Source organism: Pseudoalteromonas sp. 4NS20-0020 (genome assembly GCF_057554385.1).
Window position 1 is genome coordinate 100,910 of sequence record NZ_BAAJMI010000001.1, and the last position, 22,658, is coordinate 123,567.

Annotated in this window: 18 protein-coding genes; 16 read left to right on the forward strand and 2 right to left on the reverse strand. The window is 41.7% G+C overall.

Features of this window, described 5'->3' with window-relative positions:
* The first annotated feature begins 1 nt into the window (after nt 1).
* Genes rng through tldD form a run of 4 tightly spaced genes read left to right on the forward strand, consistent with a single transcriptional unit; the run spans nt 2 to nt 7,605 of the window.
* Nucleotides 2-1,474, forward strand: coding sequence for a ribonuclease G (gene rng / locus AC27JL_RS00420; RefSeq protein WP_006793125.1), 1,473 nt, complete (start codon nt 2-4; stop codon nt 1,472-1,474).
* Entirely contained in the window at nt 1,474-5,337 is a 3,864-nt protein-coding gene (locus tag AC27JL_RS00425; protein WP_487194530.1) for a YhdP family protein, read from the forward strand. Before rng ends, AC27JL_RS00425 begins: the two co-directional genes overlap by 1 nt.
* Nucleotides 5,330-6,169 (forward strand): carbon-nitrogen hydrolase family protein, encoded by an 840-nt coding sequence (locus AC27JL_RS00430; protein ID WP_487194531.1) that lies wholly within the window; start codon nt 5,330-5,332, stop codon nt 6,167-6,169. The genes AC27JL_RS00425 and AC27JL_RS00430 overlap by 8 nt, the downstream gene beginning before the upstream one ends.
* On the forward strand, nt 6,166-7,605 hold the full coding sequence (tldD, locus tag AC27JL_RS00435; protein ID WP_006793128.1) for a metalloprotease TldD: 1,440 nt from the start codon (nt 6,166-6,168) through the stop codon (nt 7,603-7,605). Before AC27JL_RS00430 ends, tldD begins: the two co-directional genes overlap by 4 nt.
* Before the next feature lie 52 nt (nt 7,606-7,657).
* On the opposite strand, the gene AC27JL_RS00440 is transcribed toward tldD, so the two are convergent.
* A complete protein-coding gene (locus tag AC27JL_RS00440) occupies nt 7,658-8,512 on the reverse strand; it encodes a mechanosensitive ion channel family protein (protein WP_305471911.1) in 855 nt (284 codons plus the stop codon).
* 186 nt (nt 8,513-8,698) lie between these two features.
* Nucleotides 8,699-10,060 carry a glutathione-disulfide reductase gene (gorA, locus tag AC27JL_RS00445; RefSeq protein ID WP_487194532.1) on the reverse strand — a complete coding sequence of 454 codons (1,362 nt, stop codon included), beginning with the start codon at nt 10,058-10,060 and terminating at the stop codon, nt 8,699-8,701.
* Between the two features lie 332 nt (nt 10,061-10,392).
* Between gorA and prlC the strand changes: the two genes are divergently transcribed.
* The 12 genes from prlC (at nt 10,393) to AC27JL_RS00505 (ending at nt 22,586) form a co-directional block, all read left to right on the forward strand.
* Nucleotides 10,393-12,432: an oligopeptidase A gene (prlC, locus tag AC27JL_RS00450; RefSeq protein WP_487194533.1), complete on the forward strand. Its 2,040-nt coding sequence runs from the start codon at nt 10,393-10,395 to the stop codon at nt 12,430-12,432.
* A gap of 137 nt (nt 12,433-12,569) precedes the next feature.
* Nucleotides 12,570-13,748, forward strand: a complete 1,179-nt coding sequence (locus AC27JL_RS00455; protein WP_487194534.1) for a response regulator — start codon at nt 12,570-12,572, stop codon at nt 13,746-13,748.
* A 57-nt stretch (nt 13,749-13,805) separates the two neighbouring features.
* Nucleotides 13,806-14,561, forward strand: coding sequence for a class I SAM-dependent methyltransferase (locus tag AC27JL_RS00460; RefSeq protein ID WP_203987248.1), 756 nt, complete (start codon nt 13,806-13,808; stop codon nt 14,559-14,561).
* A gap of 103 nt (nt 14,562-14,664) precedes the next feature.
* On the forward strand, nt 14,665-15,390 hold the full coding sequence (gene trmJ, locus AC27JL_RS00465) for a tRNA (cytosine(32)/uridine(32)-2'-O)-methyltransferase TrmJ (RefSeq protein ID WP_487194535.1): 726 nt from the start codon (nt 14,665-14,667) through the stop codon (nt 15,388-15,390).
* A gap of 232 nt (nt 15,391-15,622) precedes the next feature.
* Nucleotides 15,623-16,114: a Fe-S cluster assembly transcriptional regulator IscR gene (gene iscR, locus AC27JL_RS00470; RefSeq protein ID WP_006791973.1), complete on the forward strand. Its 492-nt coding sequence runs from the start codon at nt 15,623-15,625 to the stop codon at nt 16,112-16,114.
* Between the two features lie 24 nt (nt 16,115-16,138).
* A complete protein-coding gene (locus AC27JL_RS00475; protein ID WP_006791974.1) occupies nt 16,139-17,356 on the forward strand; it encodes an IscS subfamily cysteine desulfurase in 1,218 nt (405 codons plus the stop codon).
* 48 nt (nt 17,357-17,404) lie between these two features.
* Nucleotides 17,405-17,788, forward strand: coding sequence for a Fe-S cluster assembly scaffold IscU (gene iscU, locus AC27JL_RS00480; RefSeq protein ID WP_006791975.1), 384 nt, complete (start codon nt 17,405-17,407; stop codon nt 17,786-17,788).
* Nucleotides 17,789-17,800: 12 nt separating this feature from the next.
* Nucleotides 17,801-18,124, forward strand: a complete 324-nt coding sequence (gene iscA / locus AC27JL_RS00485; RefSeq protein WP_006791976.1) for an iron-sulfur cluster assembly protein IscA — start codon at nt 17,801-17,803, stop codon at nt 18,122-18,124.
* 75 nt (nt 18,125-18,199) lie between these two features.
* Nucleotides 18,200-18,727 (forward strand): co-chaperone HscB, encoded by a 528-nt coding sequence (gene hscB, locus AC27JL_RS00490; protein ID WP_008131647.1) that lies wholly within the window; start codon nt 18,200-18,202, stop codon nt 18,725-18,727.
* 41 nt (nt 18,728-18,768) lie between these two features.
* On the forward strand, nt 18,769-20,631 hold the full coding sequence (gene hscA, locus AC27JL_RS00495; protein WP_008131644.1) for a Fe-S protein assembly chaperone HscA: 1,863 nt from the start codon (nt 18,769-18,771) through the stop codon (nt 20,629-20,631).
* Between the two features lie 11 nt (nt 20,632-20,642).
* Nucleotides 20,643-20,981 (forward strand): ISC system 2Fe-2S type ferredoxin, encoded by a 339-nt coding sequence (fdx, locus tag AC27JL_RS00500; protein ID WP_006791979.1) that lies wholly within the window; start codon nt 20,643-20,645, stop codon nt 20,979-20,981.
* A 177-nt stretch (nt 20,982-21,158) separates the two neighbouring features.
* The gene (locus AC27JL_RS00505; protein WP_487194536.1) at nt 21,159-22,586 is read left to right on the forward strand and encodes an NAD-dependent succinate-semialdehyde dehydrogenase; all 1,428 of its coding nucleotides are present in this window, start codon (nt 21,159-21,161) and stop codon (nt 22,584-22,586) included.
* The last annotated feature ends 72 nt before the right edge of the window (nt 22,587-22,658 follow it).

Below are 22,658 nucleotides of genomic sequence, written 5' to 3' on the forward strand. Positions count from 1 at the left end.
CATGAGTACAGAATTACTGATCAACGTAACACCGAGTGAAAGTCGTGTTGCCCTAATCGAAAACGGTGTGCTTCAAGAGATTCAGTTAGAACGAATTGGTAACCTAGGCATTGTTGGCAATATCTATCTAGGAAAAATAAGCCGCGTTTTACCTGGAATGCAGGCCGCTTTTGTTGATATTGGCTTAGAGAAAGCCGCATTTTTACATGCATCTGACATAGTAAACAGTGCCTCCATTGTTGAAGGTGTTGACGATGTACCAATAAAAAAAGTGCAAGATATACGAGAGTTAGTGCGCCAAGGTCAATACATTATGGTGCAAGTGGTTAAAGATCCATTAGGCACAAAAGGCGCGAGACTCACTACCGACATCACTATTCCATCTCGCTACTTAGTATTTATGCCAGACGCAACGCATGTTGGTGTAAGCCAACGGATAGAAACTGAAGAAGAGCGATCACGCCTTAAAAAAATTGTTGCTGAATATGGCGATGAAAATGGCAGTTTTATAGTACGTACCGCGGCTGAAGGTGCAAGCGAAGCAGAGTTAAGGCACGATGCTGGTTTTTTAAGAAAATTATGGGAAAAAATAACCGCACGTCGTAAAAAAACCAGTAAAGCAACCATATTACATGAAGACCTAACGCTTGCCTTTAGAACACTGCGTGATTACGTAGGTGAAGATATGGAACGTATTCGTGTTGACTCAAAGCTTACCTACCAAGAGCTAAAAATTTTTACCGAAGAATTTGTGCCGCAACTTTCACAGGTACTAGAGTACTACCCGGGTGAGCGACCTATATTTGACCTATTCGATGTAGAAAACGAAGTGCAAAAAGCGTTGCATCGCAAAGTCACGTTAAAGTCAGGCGGGTACATCATTATTGATCAAACAGAAGCGATGACTACGGTTGACGTAAACACCGGTGCGTTTGTCGGCCATCGTAATTTAGAAGAGACTATTTTTAACACTAATGTCGAGGCAACGTCTGCCATTGCGCGCCAGTTAAGGCTTCGTAATTTAGGTGGAATAATTATTATCGACTTTATCGATATGGTCAGCGAAGAGCATAAAAGCCGTGTGTTACATTCGTTAGAGTCGGCGCTAGCTAAAGATCGCACTAAAACAAATATCAATGGTTTGTCGGCACTTGGGCTAGTTGAAATGACCCGAAAACGCACTCGCGAAAGCCTAGAGCATATTTTATGTGATGTATGCCCGGCATGTTCAGGGCGTGGCTCACAAAAAACAGTCGAAACGGTATGCTACGAAATATTACGTGAAATTGTTCGCGTAAACCGCGCCTACGCAGCCGATAAATTCATGGTTTATGCAGCACCAGCAGTAAGTGAAGCCTTACTTAATGATGAATACCACAACTTGGCGGAGCTTGAGCTATTTATAGGTAAGCAAGTACACATACAAACAGAAAGCTTGTACAGCCAAGAGCAGTTTGATGTGGTAATGATGTAATGAAAGCAAAAGCGGTCTGTTTTTTTTGTTTTAGAAAGTTATGGCAAACCTGCGCCATAATTTTGGTATTACTGGCCGTTATTGTTTCAATATTAAAGTACACACTCCCTTACGCAAATGATTACAAAGGTGATATAGAAACCTACCTAGACGAAAAGTTTGCTATTAGTTTATCTATTGGCGCTATTTCAGCGAGCTGGCAGGGAAATGGCCCAGCCCTTGTGCTTGAAGATCTATCGTTTAAAGACAACGAAACTGCGCCAATTTCCCTCACTATTGCAAAAACTAGCTTAGAGCTTAATTTATGGGAAAGCATAAAAACCCTGCAATTAAAGTCTAACTACTTTGTTATAAATGGTTTTCATACCACGGTAAACGTGGCAGACCTGTTTGAAAGCGGTAATCAAGATGATGTTTCGTTTGAGCAAAAAGAGCTTATAGAAGGGCTGTTTTTAGGTAATACCGGTCATTTTGCAATAGAAAACTCCAGTATTAATTTTGTTTTAGACGATAACAAAGAGCGAAAACTCCTGCTTGAAAATATCATTTGGCAAAATGAAGAGTCTCAACATTTAGGTAGCGGAACATTAGCTTTACCTGGCATCACAGTGGGCACCTTTGACGCACGCATTGCTCTCAAAGGTGAAAGCTTAGAAGAAGTTGCTGGCAATATGTATGTCCAAGCCAATAAGGTGGATGTGTCTAATTGGTTGGCGCAATATATAAATACTGAAAAACAACAGTTAACTAGCGATATCAATTTACAAGCGTGGCTAAAAATTGAAAAAGGCCTAATTGACGATATAAAAATGCAGTGGCTGCCTAGTTCTGTTACTTGGTTTAATGAATCTCAAAGCCAGCAAGTTAGTTTAAGTGAAGGTGGCTTTCATCTTTATCCCGAGCAAGGTAATTGGTTTTTAAAAAGCACTGGTTTAGCGTTTAATAACAATAATACGACATGGCCAAGTTTAGAGTTTGAGGCTCAACTTGGTGAAAATAATCAAATTTGGTTAAATCAAATAGATATAGCGCTACTGGCTAACTTGGCAGCGCTGACAAATTTTGACTCTTTCGACGCGTTTTTAAAACGCAAACCAAGTGGTCAAATACAGCAGGCGTACGTTAATTACGAGAGTAACCAGCAGTGGCAAGTATGGTTTAACGCTAATAACATAGGCTGGCAAGAGCTTAATTCAGTGCCAGCTGCGCAAGGTTTACGCGTAAGCGGTTTATTAAACCAAGATAAAGGCCGTATCAGCTTATTTGGAGAAAACGGCACTTTAATAACTGGCGATAGTTTTAGTGACAACATTAATTATAACCAGCTCAATATAGAATTAGACCTCGCAAAGCAAAATAATAACTGGCGTATTAGCAGTGATAATATTTGGTTTGATAATAATGAGATAACGCTAGCCGCAGAAATGCAGCTGAGCTTTGGTGATACACCGCGTCTTGATTTATACGCAGAGGCATTTGCAGAGGATGCCAGTATTGCCGGTCATTATTTTCCGTTAAAAGCGATGAGCCCAGAATTAGTTAGCTATCTAAACGGGGCTATAAAAGGCGGCGAAATATCAAAAGCGCAGGTTCTATTTGCAGGTCCGTTATCAGGATTTCCATTTAAAGATGGCTCAGGGCAATTTGATGTACTTGCTCAAATTGACAATGCCACGTACCAGTTCGACCCGCAGTGGCCAGCAGTAACAGATGCAAAGGTAAAGCTACATTTTGCTAATGAACGCATGGACATTTACAGCCAACAAGGCTCTTTGGTTAATTTAGATGTGGGTAATAGCGTTAAAGTTAGCATTAATGATTTAATGAATGCCGATGAGCTGGTGGTGCAAATAGATAAAAAAGCACCGATGGAAAACCTGTACACCTTTTTTAAAGCCACGCCCATTGCGAGCCCGCTAGCTGATATTTTTGAGGTAATACAAGGCCAAGGTGAAGCCGATGCCAGCATTGAGTTACTGGTAGGTTCAAAGTTTGAAGGTGGTGCAAGTGTTAGCGGCACTGTAAAGCTAGATGATTTACCCGTATTTATTGCCACACCCGGTATTGCGTTAAATAACTTAACTGGCGTGCTTAACTTTAAAAACGATAATATTGAACTTAAAAATGCCACCGCTACATGGCTTGGGATGCCGCTGGCAATTAATTACAACAGCCAAAGTGAAGCGAGTGACTACAAAGCAAACATAGATATTAATGCACAACTTGATGCCAATACTTTAATCGATAGCGGGCAAGGTATTTTAAAAGGGTCACTTGAAGGGCAAAGTGCAGTTGATATTGGACTTGTGCTTAATTTTACCGAGCAAGGGTTTAATTACCGTGCACAGGTTAAATCTGACCTTGTTGGGTTAACAAGTAAATTGCCAGCACCATACAAAAAGGCCGAGACACAACCGTGGGTTCTTGATGCGGTTGTTCAAGGCGATGACATTTCAAACCTTATAACTGCACAGGTAAATAAGCAGTTTTATTTTAATGCAATATTAGAAAATGGAAAATCGCAATTTAGTAATGCGCATTTTGTTATCGGTAAGCAAGATTTAGGGCTAAATTCACAAGACTTAAGCGTTTCAATAAACCTAGAGCAAACCGAACTTGTACCTTGGGTTGATCTTATTGATCAAATCATTAGTGCGGCCCAAAACGAGGATGACCCAGAATCACAAGGTATCATGCCACCGCTTAACGAGATTGTCGCAAATATTGGCATGCTCGATATTAGCACTATGGTGTTTAATGATTTTGAAATGCGCCTAGCCCCTGAGCAAAGCAATGTGTATTTAAAATTAAATGCCAAAGAATTACGTGCAGGTGTATTTATTCCTACTTCGCAGCGCAGCCAGCCTATTCGATTTAACGCTGATTATTTACGCGTGAATTTTGCAGAGAAAATTGAAGCGCCTATCACTGAGGCTGCAAAAGCAGACCCTGACACCGATTTAACGTGGCTGACGAACTTACCAGCTATAGAGTTTGAGTGTGCAGATTGTAAAATTACCAACTATCAGTTAGACAAAGTAAGCGCCTCGTTACTTGGTGACGGTAAACGTTTGGTTATTTCTGAGTTGGTTGTTGATAAAGGCGATCATATTTTGCGCACGAAAGGGCAATGGAAAGATGGCACCACACAGTTAAGCGGTGAAGTTAAAAGTGATGATATAGGCGCGTTGTTTGATGAGTTTGATATTACCACGGCTATTAAGGGCTCTAAGGCCACTATAAATTACAATCTTGCTTGGCAAGCCGCACCTTACTCATTTGATGTTCCGAGCCTCAGTGGTGAAATTGATTGGGATTTAGCAGAAGGGCACCTAACAGAAATTAGTGATGGTGGCGCACGGGTTTTTTCGTTGTTGAGCTTAGATTCGTTGGTGCGAAAACTAAAACTTGATTTTAGAGATGTATTTTCAAAAGGGTTTTTCTACAACAGCATGCAAGGTTCTATGCAATTAGAGAACGGTATTGCTTATACAAAAGACACTAAGATGGATGGCGTTCCGGCTGATTTAACCATTAAAGGCTACGCAAATTTAAATACGCTTGATATCAACTACGATCTCGCTGTTGCACCGCAGGTCACCTCAAGTATTCCCGTTATTGTGGCGTGGATGGTAAACCCAGTAACAGGGCTAGCAGCATTGGCACTAGATAAAGTAATACACTCTGCGCGCGTAATTTCTGAAATTAACTTTAAAGTGACTGGCACCATGAGTGAGCCTGTTGTTCAGGAGCTCGACCGTAAAAGCCGTGAAGTTACATTACCACAAGCGGCGCAAAACCAGCCCCAAGCCTCAGTCGATTTAAAACTTAAAGATGCTGAAGTAACCGCAACTAATGACTAATTTAGCGACCCCTAATAACCACAATATACTTGCTTTACAAATGTGTTCTGGTCTAAATGCTGACGACAATATTGCAGAACTTAAAAAAGCATTAAACACACTTCCCGCAACACGGCCATTGCTTGTATGTCTCCCTGAGGCCTTTTTAGTGTTTAGCAAAAGCGGTCACGATACGCTCTCAACAGCTAAGCACATTGAGCAATACAAACGTCAAATAAGCCAATTATGTAAACACCATAATATTTGGTTAAACGCAGGCACAATACCTGAACCATACAATAATACTAAATATTATGCCGCCTCACATTTATATAATAATCAAGGTGAGTGCGTCGCAACGTATAATAAAATACATCTATTTGATGTAAACGTTGATGATAAAACAGGGAGTTACCGCGAATCTGATTTTACCCAAGCAGGAAGTGATGTGGTTGTGGTTGAATCTCCCTTTGGTAAACTAGGTCTAACAGTGTGTTATGATCTGCGTTTTAGTGCTTTATTTACAGCGCTTGCACGTAAAGGCGCTGAGGTTATTTTAGTGCCAAGTGCATTTACAATGGTGACTGGTCAAGCACACTGGCAGCCATTATTGGCGGCGCGAGCGATAGAAACCCAATGTTATGTGGTTGCTGCAGCCCAATACGGCACACATGAAAATGGCCGCCAAACGTATGGCCACAGTATTATTATTTCACCCTGGGGTAGCACTTTAAGTAATTTACCCTGTGGTACAGGTTTTATTAGCGCTAACGCTGATTTAGAGCCGTTACAAAAAATTAGACGAGATATGCCTGTGCAGTCTCATCAACGATTTAGAGAGCATTTATTATGAATTCGGTTGAACAGCATTTATTACACGACAGCCAACTAAATAGAGAAGAGCTCGAAAAAACGCTCGCTTACATACATCAGCACAAAGTAGATTACGCCGATTTATACTTTCAATCGAGTCATCACGAGTCGTGGGTACTGGAAGATGGCTTGGTAAAAGAAGGCTCATACAATGTTGAGCGCGGCGTTGGCGTACGTGCAGTCAGCGGCGAAAAAACAGGTTTTTCATATTCGGATGCTATCAACTTAGAAGCGCTAAACAAAGCCGCTACAGCAGCTCGCAGTATTGCCGATGCAGGTGAAGATAAAACCATTAAAGTATTTAGTGATGTATCAGCAAAAATGCAATTTGCGCCACATCAACCAATCTCAAGTATGAGCGATAGCGATAAAGTGAGTTTATTACGCGAGCTTGAAAACTACATTCGAGAATTAGCCCCCGACGCTGAGCAAGTAATTAGCTCTATGTCAGCAGTATACGAAGAAGTACTAATTGCGGCCAGTGACGGTACATTTGCTACCGATATTCGCCCACTTATTCGTTTAAACTGTTCAGTATTGCTTGAAAAAAACGGCCGTCGTGAGCGCGGTGGTGCAGGCGGCGGTGCTCGTTTAGATTATGGCTATTTTAAAGAGCTGGTAAACGGTAAACCGCGCTGGATGGAATTTGCACAAGAAGCTGTACGCCAGGCTAAAGTAAACTTAGAGGCTATTGACGCGCCCGCTGGTACTATGGAAGTGGTATTAGGAAATGGTTGGCCAGGTGTACTTTTACATGAAGCGGTAGGCCATGGCCTTGAAGGCGATTTTAACCGTAAAGGTGCATCAGCGTTTAGTGGCAAAGTAGGGCAAAAAGTGGCTTCTGAGCTATGTACCGTCGTTGACGATGGCACCATGGCTGATCGTCGTGGATCGCTTAACGTAGATGATGAAGGCACACCTGCTGCATATAACGTGCTTATCGAAAACGGCATTTTAAAAGGGTACATGCAGGATAAGCTAAACGCACGTTTAATGGGGGTAAACCCAACCGGGAATGCACGTCGTGAGTCGTATGCGCATTTACCTATGCCACGCATGACAAATACCTATATGTTAGGTGGCGAGCATAGCCAAGCCGATATTATTAGTAGCGTTAAAAAAGGCGTGTTTGCACCTAACTTTGGTGGCGGGCAGGTTGATATTACCTCGGGTAAATTTGTATTTAGTGCATCAGAAGCCTACTTAATCGAAAATGGTAAAATTACGCAGCCAATCAAAGGCGCAACGCTTATTGGTAATGGCCCTGAAGTCATGCAGCATATTTCAATGGTAGGTAACGACTTAGCACTTGATAAAGGCGTTGGCGTGTGTGGTAAAGATGGGCAAAGTGTTCCGGTTGGCGTAGGGCAACCGAGCCTTAAAATTGATCAGCTAACGGTAGGTGGGACAGCTTAAAGGCCTAACCGCTAAAGTTTAGGCGCGGAATCGTTCGCGCCTAGTCGCTTTATCAGTTAGTTACTTGGTTATTTACTTCGCTTAATGCAATTTTATGCTTCATTTCTTCTTCATACCATAGCGCCATAAAACACTCAGTGAGTTTATGCTCTATGTCCAGTGCCTGCTCGGTTGGGCAAAATAGCGTAAAGCGGGCTCTAAACTCACCCAATTCGGTTGTTCCAAAATGTATTTCTGGTGCTGGGCCCGATATTTTTGCATCTAGTTTTCGCTCAATAATCGAGTTATAGCGAGTGGCGAGTTCTTCAAACTCCTCACAATACATTTTAGCTTTTACCGAGAGCGTGTCGTAAATTGGGTAAGGGTTAAAGCTCTCTTTTCGAACAATAGAAAAGCTATGTGTTGCAAAGCGTTTTACATAATTTAGATTTTTAATCGGGCTGGTGATGAGTTTATTATTAGGTATGTAAATCGTTTTTCTAGAAAACTGATAAGTGTGCATGTCTATTTCATGCATGGTTGTTTTTATCCAGTCTGTTTCTGCTACTTCACCGTAATATTCACCGACTTGCACCCAGTCGCCGACTCTAAATGGGCGTGTGGTGACTAAGTAAAAAAAGCCAATAACACATTGAATAAATTCTCGCGTAGCTAAAACAATGGCAACCGCAAAGGCCGCAATAGACAACGCAAAATTTTGAATTTCAGTCGACCACACAAACAACAGCGATAGCACCAACACAAAATTAATAAAATGCTTAATGTTATGTGCAATGTAGCGAATATCTTTGTCTTTTTTTTCTGCGCGGTTTCTCGCTAATTTATCAACAAGTACTTTTAATCCAAGTGCAAAACTAAGCATAACAATTGAAACAAGAAACGGGTGTAGCAATATATCAGTAATCATAATATCCAGTTGTAGGTATGTTGATAAACACACGCTAGTATATTGAGTTATTTAGCTAATAAGCAAATTTAACCTTAATAAAAAAGCCCCTTAGCACATATGTGTAAGGGGCTTAACGTTATTAAATTAGTAAATAACCTGAACTCTGGTTAAGCAGTTTATTATCCAGAGTTTAGGTTAAATAGCTTAGCGCATAGTAACAAACTCTTCAGAGCCTGTTGGATGAAGTGCAACAACTGCATCAAAGTCAGCTTTAGTTGCGCCCATTTTCATTGCTACGGCAAAGCCCTGAATCATTTCATCAACGGCAAAGCCAAGGCCATGTAAGCCAACCACTTTTTCGTCTTCCCCTGCGCAAACTAGCATCATGTTACATGCTTGGCGGTGCTGAGTTACCGCTGTGTACATAGCGGCAAAGCTTGATTTATACACTTTTACGTTTTCTGCGCCGTACTGAGAAATCGCTTCTTGCTCGGTTAAACCAATGGTGCCGATAGGCGGATGACTAAATACGACTGTTGGTACTAGGCTGTAATCCATTTTTAAATCATCAGGGAGCGCTTTATTAAATAAGCGTTCTGATAACGTACGGCCTGCTTTAACTGCAACAGGAGTAAGCTCAATACCGCCTTCGATAATATCACCTACAGCATAAACGTTTTCAGCAGTCGTATTTTGGTACTCATCTACTTTCACATAACCGCTTTCATTTACTTCTACACCGGCTGCCGCAAGGTTTATCTTGTCTGTTGTAGGTGTGCGGCCAATGGCCCAAATAACTTGGTCAACATTTTGGCTGTAACCGTTTTCAAAATGAATAGTTAAACTGCCGTCACTTTCTTTGATTACTTCTTTAGGGGAGCATTCAGTATGAAGAGTCGGACCTTCTTTAGCCATAATATCGACGAGCGTGTCGATTATGTAGGGGTCAAATGTACGCAGAGGCTTACTTTTACGAACGAATAAATGTGTTTCTGTGCCCAAGCTATGTAATACACCTGCAATTTCTACGGCAATGTAACCAGCACCAATTACGGCTACGCGTTTAGGCTGTTCATTAAGTTCAAAAAAGCCATTAGAATCAATACCATGCTCAGCGCCCGGAATGTTTGGAATAGTAGGACGTCCGCCTACAGCCACTAAAATATGATCGGCGGTGTAGTGTTCACCATTTACTTCTATTGTTTTGCTGTCGATAAAGGTAGCAAAGCCTTTAATAACGGTAACGCCATTACTTGCTAAACCGTTGTCGTACCCTTTATGAATTCGGCCAATATAGGCTTCACGACTTTCTACTAGCTTACTCCAATTAAAGTCTTTTACCTCAACGTTAAAACCGTAATCGGGTGCATATAAGTTAATTGCTTCGGCTACTTGTGCGCCGTGCCACATAACCTTTTTAGGTACACAGCCTACGTTTACACAGGTACCACCCATGTGTTTTGCTTCAATAAGTGCCACTTTAGCACCGCGCATTGCAGCTCTGTTTGCAGAAGCAATGCCACCGCTGCCACCGCCAATTGCAATGTAATCAAAGTGTTGTGTCATTTTAAGTCCTTAGGCGTTGAGTTTTATGCGCATAAGCATAACATTAAGTTTTAAAAATAAAGAGTGTTTAGATGACCTATGTTGAGTAAAAAAACATTCACATTTACAGCCTTATCGATATAAAGCGATACGTTAAGTCAGTACCAAACAGAATATCTGCAGTACGTAAACGGGCTCGCTTTAGATTGCATTCCCTGTAGGCATTTCATTATTACCGAGCCTAAAAGTAGTTATTAATGGCTTTTGAATAGCTAGATTAATAAAAAGTATGTTGTTTTTTAACTTTTAGACCCAATCTAAAAATGAAATGCATTAACGCAAAGAGAGTATTTATGAGCAACCCACTAATTGGCCTTGAAGGCTTACCACCATTTTCTAAAATTAAGCCTGAATTTGTAGTACCGGCACTTAAAGACGGAATAGCAAATTGTCGAAAAGCTATCGATGACGTACTTGCGAAAAAGTCATACACGTGGGATGACTTAGTGTTACCACTTGAAGAGGCCGACGATAAACTATCGCGACTATTTTCGCCTGTTTCTCATTTAAATTCTGTTATGAATAACGACGAACTGCGTGAAGCATACGAGCAGTGTTTACCGCTTATTTCTGAGTACTCTACGTTTGTCGGTCAGCATCAAGGTTTATACGAAGCGTATAATGCTTTGTACAACAGTGACGAATTTAAAACACTCACTACAGCACAACAAAAATCAATTACTAACGCCTTGCGTGACTTTAAATTGTCGGGTATTGCATTAGCGAGCGAAGATCAAAAGCGTTACGGCGAAATTAGTGCGCGTTTATCTGAGCTTTCATCTAAGTTTGGTAACAATGTAATGGATGCGACTTTAGCGTGGCACAAGCACATTACTGATGAAGCCGATCTAGCCGGACTCCCCGAGTCTGCACTAGCGCTTGCTGCTGACACAGCCAAAAGTAAAGAGCTAGACGGTTGGGTATTTACGCTTGATTTTCCATCTTATTTACCAATTATGACTTACGCTGATAACCGTGAACTTCGTAAAGAAACCTACACCGCATTTAGCACACGCGCATCTGATCAAGGCCCAAATGCGGGAGAGTTTGATAACTCAGACATTATGAAAGAAGCACTTGCACTTCGCCATGAGCTTGCGCAGTTATTAGGGTTTAAAAGCTACGCTGAAAAATCATTAGCAACAAAAATGGCTGAAACACCAGAGCAAGTGTTTTCGTTCTTAGAAGATTTAGCCGCTAAATCTAAGCCGCAAGCAGAGCAAGAAGTGGCAGAACTCAGAGCGTATGCAGCACAAAAACACGGAATTACAGAGTTAGAAGCGTGGGACTTTGGCTACTACGGCGAAAAATTAAAACAAGAAAAATATGCAATTTCTGATGAAGTACTACGCCCATATTTCCCTGCTGATAAAGTGTTAAGTGGCTTATTTGAAACGGTTAACCGCTTATTTAGCATTAGCGTAAATGAAGTAACCGACTTTGATACGTACCATAAAGATGTACGTTTTTTTGAAATTGTTGATAGCAATAACACGCTACGAGGACGTTTTTACTTAGATCTTTATGCACGCGATCGCAAACGCGGTGGCGCGTGGATGGACGATTGTATGGGTCGTAAGGTACGCGCTAATGGCGAGTTACAAACCCCTGTAGCTTATTTAGTATGTAACTTTAATAAAGCAGTAGGTGATAAACCGGCTTTGTTTACCCACAATGAGGTAACGACTTTATTCCATGAGTTTGGCCACGGTATTCACCATATGCTGACTCAAGTTGATGCTGCTCCTGTAGCAGGTATTAATGGCGTAGCATGGGATGCCGTAGAGCTACCAAGTCAATTTTTAGAGAACTGGTGTTACGAGGAAGAAGCGCTGAGCTTTATTTCGGGCCATTTTGAGACCGGCGAGCCATTACCAAAAGAATTGCTTGATAAGTTATTGGCCGCTAAAAACTATAACTCAGGCATGCAAATGCTGCGTCAAATTGAGTTTTCGTTATTTGATTTTAAAATTCATAACGATTATGTCGCGGGCGAGCCGTGTCAAATCCAAGCTGTATTAAACGATGTGCGCAGTCGTACATCCGTTGTTCACGCCCCAGAGTTTAATCGTTTTCAGCACGGGTTTAGCCATATTTTTGCAGGTGGCTACAGTGCCGGTTATTACTCGTATAAATGGGCTGAAGTATTATCGGCCGATGCTTACGCTAAGTTTGAGGAGGAAGGAATTTTTAACCCACAAACAGGGCAAGCCTTCATGCAGCATATTCTAGAAAAAGGCGGCAGTGAAGAGCCTATGGAATTATTTAAAAACTTCCGAGGCCGCGAGCCACGCGTTGATGCACTACTCCGCCACAGCGGCATCGCAGCTTAAAAATATGTCGTTTATTAAATTTAACAAAAGCGCCTTTTAGGCGCTTTTTTATTGTTTTTAGATAATAGGCTATAAACGTTAGTAATTTCAGCACGCCGTACTATGCTCTAAGCATGCTCAACTAAACGGATTTGTGTATGGAAAAGTTAGTACTTACCATTGATGACGATAAATTAACCCACCTCATTATTGAAGAGTCTCTAGCTGGGTTTTGTAAACTTCTTCATGCTAAAGAGGGCGAAGAGGGGCTAAGGTTAATAAACGAACATAAACCCGATATTATCCTTCTCGACATAGAAATGCCGGGCAAGTCGGGTTATCAAGTCTGCCAAGAAATAAAACAAAATGCCGATACAAAAGATATTCCGGTTATGTTTTTGTCATCAAAAGAAGCGCTTATCAACCGAGTGAAAGGCTACAGCGTTGGTGCGTCTGACTACATAATGAAACCGTTTAACGCAGAAGAACTAATGGCACGTATTAAAATACTGTATGCGTATCGCCAACAATGCGTCAAACTCGAAAGCGATATAAATAAAGCCAACAAAACGGCTGCAATGGCGATGACCGAGTCAGGAGATATGGGTCGAATTATGCGCTACGTTGGACAAAGTTATCATGCCAACAGCTTACAAACGTTGAGTGAGTTCTTCTTAGGGTTTTTTACTCCTCTTAATTTGGATGTAGTGGTTGTATTTTGGTATCAACATAAAAGTGAATTTTACAGCTTACAAGGTGGTGTATGCCCATTAGTGCAGGAGTTATTGGCGCAACATAAAGATGCACAGCGGTTTGTTGATATAGGCGAGAGCACTATTATTAATTACCCAAAACTATCGTTGCTGGTTAAAAATATGCCCGTCGATGACAGCGAAAAATATGGGCGTTATAAAGATTTGTTTCCTCATATTTTAGAGGTTACCAATGAAAAGGTCGTTACTATGGAAAGAAACGAAAAAAATTACCAGCAAGCTGAACAAATTAGCACTGCACTGGAAGATATAATAAGCCAGTTTAATGCTCAAAATATCACGCAAAGTAATGTAGCAGAGCAGTTTTGTGCACAACTAGAGGCATTAAATACAGCTATTGAGCTTCAAAAGAATAATTTAAACCCCGCCGATATTGATTCATGTATATCGCAGCTCGAACATACTATGCAGTTACTGGTGTCTGCCAATAGCGATTTAGCGTTTATAAAATATCAGTTTGAGCAAGTAACACAAAGCCGCAGTGAGTTTTTACAGAGTTTACGCCATAAAGTTGAAGACATTGAGCCTGCAATTAACCAAGACCCTGACATAGAGCTATTTTAGTGCGCTTAAGCTCGCTGGTTGATATACTCTGGCGGTATTTTATCGTCGGAGTGTATTGTGGTTATTCAGTGTGCCTTTAAAGAGTGTCGCCCGTATTTAAATGAATTAGAAACGCGTTTTGGTTTAGTAAATTGGCAACAAAATAGCCAAGGTTTTAGCCTGCACTATGACGATACAGGGCTGAGTTTATTTAAAACTGATGAACCTAAATTAGGAGCCATTAATGTTGATTTTGTTACCGGAGCAGCCGCTCACAGGCGAAAATTTGGTGGCGGTAAGGGGCAAGCTATTGCAAAAGCGGTTGGCCTTAATAAAGGGGCAACGCCTGTAGTACTTGATGCAACCGCAGGTTTGGGCCGCGATGGCTTTGTATTAGCATCATTAGGGTGCAAGGTTATTTTACATGAGCGTCATCCGGTGGTTGCTGCACTGCTGGCCGATGGTTTAAACAGAGCTTACAGCGACAGTGAAATTGGTCCTTGGATGAAAGAGAATATGAGCTTAGTGTTTGGCTCCAGCCACACGTTACTTGCCCAATGTGAAAGCATGCCCGATGTGGTTTATCTAGATCCCATGTTTCCACACCGTGAAAAGTCAGCCTTAGTAAAAAAAGAAATGCGCGTATTTCAAGAGTTAGTAGGTGCAGATACCGACGCTGATGATTTACTTGAATTTGCCTACCCACTTGCTAGCAAGCGAGTGGTGGTTAAGCGCCCTGATTACGCCCCGTTTTTAAATGACAAAACCCCCAGTATGCAAATTAAAACTAAAAAGAACCGTTTTGATGTGTATGTAAAAGCGGCCATGGTTTAAAGGCCCTTATTACGTGTGTTGATCGGGTTTAAGGATCTAGGATCTTAGTGTGCTTTTATGTTAGAATTCGCGCAATTTTTTGGCATTAGTAAGAAGCACAGCAATGATCTTAGACGATATTCGCGTTGTTTTAGTTAACACATCACACTCAGGTAATATAGGTTCGGCGGCTCGCGCCATGAAAACAATGGGTTTATCAAAACTCTATTTAGTTGACCCTGCTTGTGAAATTGATAGCCATGCAAGTGCGTTATCTGCAGGTGCCAGCGATGTATTAGGCAATGCAGTGATTGTTGATAAGCTTGAAGACGCTATTGCTGATTGTGCATTAACCATTGGTACAAGCGCACGTTCGCGCACGCTTTCATGGCCTATGGTTGAGCCTCGCGAGTGTGGTGAAAAGCTGGTGGAAGAAGCTGAAAATGGTCCTGTGGCATTAGTGTTTGGCCGCGAAAACAGTGGTTTAACTAACGAAGAGCTACAGCTGTGTAATTATCATGTATGTATTCCAGCTAACCCAGAATATAGCTCGCTAAACCTTGCTATGGCTGTGCAAACATTGTCTTACGAAACACGTATGGCATTTTTAAATAAGCAACCTAAGCAAGAAGCACAAGATGACACCGTTTACCCTAACTCTAAACAAACAGAGTTATTTTACGATCACCTAGAAGAAACACTTTATAACACAGGTTTTATTATCAAACAGCACCCAGGCATTGTGATGACAAAGCTTCGTCGTTTATTTAACCGTGCACGCCCAGAAGAGGCTGAAATGAACATTTTGCGCGGTATTCTTACCTCTATAAATAAATCGATTCCTAAGTAAGGTATAGCAATTAGTTATATAAACGGGTGTTTAAATAACTGGCTAATACTTGACTAAATTACTCAGGTAATTACAATGGAGACAATACTTGACCAAACAGGTCAGGTATTAAAAATTTGTTAACTACATTCACTTTGAGCGATATGTTTTTAAATCAAATTTTTATCAAGTGATAATACTTGACTAATTTACTCTGGTAATTAAAATTTGCACTCTTTGTGCAGGGGGCGTTATGAAATTAACATCAAAAGGCCGATATGCCGTTACAGCGATGCTTGATGTTGCGCTGCACACAGGTGTTGGTCCTGTCGCCCTTGCTGATATTTCACAAAGACAAGAAATTTCTTTGTCATACCTTGAACAATTATTTGCTCGGCTGCGTAAAAATGGCTTGGTAAGTTCGGTTCGAGGACCTGGTGGCGGCTATTTACTAGGGCGAGAAGCCGGTGTTATTTCTGTTGGTGACATTATTACCGCAGTTGATGAATCGGTTGATGCAACACGTTGCCAAGGCGCCAACACTGGCTGCCAAAGCGGTATGCGCTGTTTGACCCATAATTTGTGGTCAGATTTAAGCGCACGTATAGAAGAATTTTTGAACAGTATTACCCTTGCTGAATTGGTGGAAAAATCAGATGTGAAAGAAATTGCATCGCGCCAAGATAACAGTATCAATAACGCAATTAAGCAGTTGGAAAACATTCAAGTAAGCTGTCAACTTTAAGGTTGACCTGCAGCGGAGAGAGAAATGAAGTTACCGATTTATTTAGATTACGCAGCAACCACGCCTGTTGATGAGCGTGTTGCTAAAGAAATGATGCAATGCCTTACAATGGACGGTAAATTTGGTAACCCTGCATCACGTTCACACCGTTTTGGTTGGCAAGCTGAAGAAGCCGTTGACCAAGCACGTACAGATATTGCTGATTTAGTAAATGCAGACCCACGTGAAATTGTTTTCACTTCGGGTGCAACTGAATCAAATAACCTAGCTATTAAAGGTGCAGCACAGTTTTACAAAAAGAAAGGTAAGCACGTTATTACCGCTAAAACTGAGCACAAAGCAGTCATCGACACATGTCGTGAATTAGAACGTCAAGGTTTTGAAGTAACCTATATGGACGTTGAAGAAAATGGCTTGCTTGATCTGCAAAAGCTAGCAGACACAATGCGTGACGACACAGTACTTGTTAGCATCATGCACGTGAATAACGAGCTAGGTGTAATTCAAGACATCGCGACGATTGGCGAAATGTGTCGTGAACGTAAAATCATGTTTCACGTAGATGCTGCGCAAAGTGCAGGTAAAGTACTTATTGACGTACAACAACTTAAAGTTGATTTTATGTCGTTCTCTGCGCACAAAGCATACGGCCCTAAAGGTGTAGGTGCGCTTTACGTTCGTCGTAAACCACGTGCTCGTTTAGAAGCGCAAATGCACGGTGGCGGTCATGAGCGTGGTATGCGTTCAGGTACACTTGCAACTCATCAGTTAGTGGGTATGGGTACTGCATTTAGAATCGCAAAAGAAGATTTTGAAAAAGATTTTGCACACATCAGCGCATTACGTAAACGCCTAATCGACGGCATTATGGCTGATATGGACGAAGTATATTTTAACGGCACACAAGACCAATCAGTACCGGGTATTGTAAACATCAGCTTTAACTTTGTTGAAGGTGAATCGTTACTTATGGCAGTAAAAGACATTGCGGTATCGTCAGGTTCAGCCTGTACATCTGCAAGCTTAGAGCCTTCTTATGTTTTACGTGCACTTGGCCGTAACGACGAATTAGCACACAGCTCAATTCGTTTCAGTATTGGTCGTTTTACTACCGAAGAAGAGATTGATTACACCGTTGAATTAATGAAAAACTCTATCGGTCGCCTACGTGAAATGTCTCCACTTTGGGAGATGCATCAAGAAGGTATTGATTTAGATTCAGTTGAATGGGCTCACCACTAATACTTAGTGATGTGAGCACATACCCTAGCAGGTAATGAGGATAGAATTATGGCGTACAGTGATAAAGTAATCGACCACGTAGAAAACCCACGTAACGTAGGTGCTCTAGACAAAAACGATCCGTCAGTGGCAACGGGTATGGTAGGCGCACCAGCATGTGGTGACGTAATGAAATTGCAAATTAAAGTATCGGATACTGGCGTTATTGAAGATGCAAAATTCAAAACCTACGGTTGTGGCAGCGCAATTGCCTCTTCTTCACTTGTAACAGAGTGGGTTAAGGGTAAAACACTTGATGAAGCAGCAACCATCAAAAACACTGATATCAGTGCTGAGCTAGAATTACCACCAGTGAAAATTCACTGTTCAATTTTAGCCGAAGATGCAATTCAAGCAGCAATTGCAGACTACAAAAGCAAACAAGCGAAGTAAGAAGAGAAACTCATGGCAGTGACATTGACAGATGCGGCAGCAAACCGCGTACAATCATTTTTAGCAAACCGCGGCAAAGGGTTAGGTCTGCGCGTTGGCATTAAAACGACGGGCTGTTCAGGTCTTGCTTATGTACTTGAGTTTGTTGACGAGTTAAACGAAGACGATGAAACCTTTGCGGCTAAAGGCGTTACTTTAATAGTTGACGCAAAAAGCTTAGTTTACATCGATGGCACAGAGCTCGACTACACTAAAGAAGGCTTAAATGAAGGGTTTAAATTTAATAACCCTAACCAAGCTGACGAGTGTGGTTGTGGCGAAAGCTTTACCGTTTAATTGCTACGTGTAATTGTATTTTGAAGCCCTGCAACTGTAGGGCTTTGTTATTTCTGAATATTACTGGTTGAAGCTATGCGTTACTTTGAATTATTTGCAGTGCCCGTTGATTATAATATTGATTTAGCAACGATTAATAAAAATTATCTAGAATTACAGCGTGCTGTACATCCCGACCGCCATGCCAATGCAAGCAGCCGTGATAAGTTAATGTCGGTGCAAAGCGCAGCTGAAATTAACGATGCCTTGCAAACACTTAAGCACCCAGTTAAACGTGCTGAGTATATGTTAAGCGAGCTGGGAGTTGATATTCGCGCTGAGCAACAAACACTGCAAGATCCATTATTTTTAATGCAACAAATGGAATTGCGCGAAGAGCTTGAAGAGCTTGCATCAGCGAGTGACCCGGATGCGGCCATTGCTAATTTTGAAAAACAAATAAAACAACTTAACGAGCAATACAGTGCACAACTTGCAGAACAGTTAGCAAGCAGCAACGAGCAACAGTACCAACTAGCTGCCGATAATATTCGTAAACTGAAGTTTGTTTATAAATTACGTGACGAACTAGAACGCATTGAAGACAGTTTATTTGACGATTAATTACTTGCTGTAAAGCGAGCAAAACGAGTTTAAAGAGCATTATGGCATTATTGCAAATTGCTGAGCCGGGGCAAAGCGCGGCACCACATGAACATAAACTAGCCATAGGTATTGACCTTGGCACTACTAATTCATTAGTTGCTACCGTACAAAGTGGCGAAGCGCGCACTTTAACAGATGAGTTAGGTGCGGCAATGTTGCCGTCGGTTGTTCGTTATCAAGCCGGTGGTATTACTGTGGGTAGCGATGCGGCACAAGCTGCAACACAAGACCCTGCAAATACACTTATTTCGGTAAAGCGTTTTTTAGGCAAAACACAGGCTGAAATAGAGCAAAGCTACGGTCAATTACCGTATCAATTTTGTGAAGATAATGGCTCGCTTGCCATTCAAACTGAAGCTGGAAAAGTCAGCCCAGTTAAAGCGTCAAGCCACATATTAGCCGCGTTGAAAGCGCGTGCAGAACAAAGTTTTGGTAATCAAGAAATTTTAGGCGCTGTTATTACCGTTCCTGCGTATTTCGATGATGCTCAGCGTCAAAGTACTAAAGATGCAGCAGAGCTTGCTGGCATTAATGTATTACGCTTGTTAAACGAGCCAACAGCGGCGGCTGTTGCCTATGGTTTAGATTCGGGCCAAGAAGGTATCATTGCCGTTTACGACTTAGGCGGTGGTACATTTGATATTTCTGTTCTTCGTTTACACCAAGGTGTGTTTGAAGTAATGGCAACCGGCGGCGACTCAAGTTTAGGTGGTGACGATTTTGATTCACTACTCGTTGACTACTTTAAGCAGCAAACCGGTGTATCAGCGTTATCACCTTCGGTTTTACGTTTATTTATTAACAAAGCCAAAGCCTGTAAAGAAGCGTTAAGCCAATACGCAAAAGTAAATGTAGGGCTTGAATTTGACGGGCAAAACCACACGGTAGAAGTAACGCGCGAAACATTCGACGAAATGGCGATGCCACTGGTTAAAAAAACACTGCGTTCGTGTCGCCGAGCTGTTAAAGATGCTGGCATTGAAAACGAAGAAGTTTTACAAGTTATTATGGTCGGCGGTTCAACGCGTATGCCACTGGTACGCAGCCAAGTACATAGCTTTTTTGATAAAGAACCGCTAACCTCAATCGACCCTGACCGCGTTGTGGCATTGGGTGCAGCACTGCAAGCAGACGTGCTCATTGGCAATAAGCCAGACTCAGATATGTTATTACTTGATGTACTGCCACTGTCGCTTGGACTCGAAACCATGGGCGGTTTGGTTGAAAAAATTATTCCGCGTAACACCACTATTCCGGTAGCGCGTGCTCAAGAATTTACGACGTTTAAAGATGGCCAAACGGCGATGTCTTTGCATGTATTACAAGGTGAGCGTGAGCTGGTTGACGATTGTCGTTCACTTGCTAAATTTAGCTTAAAAGGTATTCCACCAATGGCAGCTGGCGCTGCGCATATTCGGGTTACCTTTAAAGTAGATGCTGATGGTTTATTAAGTGTCTCAGCGATGGAAAAATCAACGGGTGTGCAAGCCGAAATTCAGGTTAAACCTTCGTTTGGTTTATCTGACGACCAAGTGGCTAACATGCTAAAAGAGTCGATGAGCAACGCAAAAGACGACATGCAAGCACGAATGCTTAAAGAGCAACAAGTTGAGGCTCTTCGTGTTATTGAGGCACTAAATGCTTCATTAGATGCTGATGGCGCGTTACTTGATGACGCTCAGCTTACAAATTTAAGAGCTGAAATTGCAGAGCTGGTAAAAGTGCGCGAAAATGCTCAACAACCTAGCGAAATTAAAGCGGCTATCGAAAAAGTAGATAACGCCAGTAGTGAATTTGCATCGCGCAGAATGGATGCATCAATTAAAAAAGCCCTAACGGGTCAGTCAGTAGACAACATTTAAGAGAGATTAGAATGCCACAAATTGTTTTTCTTCCACATCCTGAATTGTGTCCTGACGGCGCTGCAATTGAAGCACCTGAGGGGCAAACTGTGCTCGACGCGGCGCTTAAAAATGGCATAAGCATTCCACATGCATGTGAAAAGTCGTGTGCGTGTACTACGTGTCATTTAGTTATTCGTGAAGGGTTTGATTCACTTGATGAAAGTGACGACCTAGAAGACGATATGCTAGACAAAGCGTGGGGCTTAGAGCCTGAGTCGCGCCTTGGTTGCCAAGCAATAATTAGAGATGAAGACTTAGTGGTTGAAATACCTAAGTACAATCTCAATATCGTTAATGAAGAGCACTAGTTTTTAATTAACGACTAATCTATTAAAAGCCGCTGTTTAATACAGCGGCTTTTTTGTTTGTAAATTGTAGGCGTGACGAGTAAAGCTCGTAAGTTATTTTGTAGACGTAAAGAGTTAGCCTTGGCTCTATGCCACGCATTAAAAGCTAACCCCTAAAATATTTTTCGGAGGTGTACTTTGAGTAATCTAATTTTTTGTGACTCGTTTATTGATGGTGAATTTTATAAAACCAATGAACACTTTAGCGTTAACGATCCCGCTACCCAACAAAGTATTATTGAAGTAAGTGATATAGACGAGCAAGGCGTTAATAGCGCCATAACTGCCGCACAGGGCGCTTTTGTAAAATTAAAAAACACTAACGCCACTGAGCGTAGTGAAACGCTAATGCGCTGGTATGAGCTTGTGATCAAGCACAAACAAACATTAGCTGAACTAATGACCAAAGAGCAAGGTAAGCCACTTAAAGAATCGCTGGGCGAAATAGATTACGGTGCAGGCTTTATAAAATGGTTTGCAGAAGAAGCTAAGCGAAGTTATGGCGATGTGATCCCATCTACCGACAATAACCACCGTCTAACCAGTTTTAAGCAGCCTGTAGGCGTTGTAGCAGGTATTACTCCTTGGAACTTCCCGGTTGCAATGGTGACGCGTAAAGTGGCGCCAGCATATGCTGCAGGCTGTAGTTTTATATTAAAGCCTTCTGAGCATACGCCGCTATGCGCGATTGCATTAGCATACCTAGCCGACCAAGCTGGCTTTGTTAAAGGGGCATTTAACGTACTTGTATCGCAAGACGCAAAAACAGTCGGTAAAATGCTCACTGACTCACATATTATCCGCAAGTTTACTTTTACTGGCTCTACAGGTGTTGGTAGCCAATTACTTAAGCAATGTGCCGAGACGGTTAAGCGTACCTCAATGGAATTAGGCGGCAATGCGCCGTTTATCATTTTTGATAATGCGGATCTCGATGATGCGATTGACGGGCTTATGGCGGCTAAATTTAGAAACAGTGGCCAAGCATGTGTAGCCGCAAACCGCATTTTTATTCAGCGCAGTATTTTAGATGAAGTGCTGAGTAAAATTACGCCTAAAGTAGCCTCATTAAAAGTAGCCAATGGGTTTGAAGAGGACGTAGATATTGGCCCGCTAATTTATCCAAAAGCGAAAGAGAAAGTGCAGCAGCTTGTGCAAGATGCACTTGATAAAGGCGCAGACCTAATAGGGGATAACAGCAGCTTAGGCGGCAGCTTTCAAAACCCGCTCATTGTTACTAACGTAACGACTGAAATGGATATATACCACGAAGAAGTATTTGGCCCTGTATTAACGGTCATCCCGTTTGATGAAGAGGCTGAAGTGCTTGCGCTTGCTAATGATGTGCCCTATGGGTTAGCCGCTTATTTTTATAGCCAAAATTTAAAACAAGTTTACCGCATTAGTGAAGGGCTTGAATTTGGCATGATAGGCGTAAATGAAGGGGTTATATCAAACCCCGTTGCTCCGTTTGGTGGGGTAAAACAATCTGGCTTAGGGCGAGAGGGTGGACACCAAGGACTTAATGAATACCTAGAAGAAAAGTACGTGTGTATCAAAATTTAATAGCAATCCGCGATTTTACGTTTAAGGTTCTTAGGCTGTGTTTCGTTAACGTTTGTTTATTACAATAATATG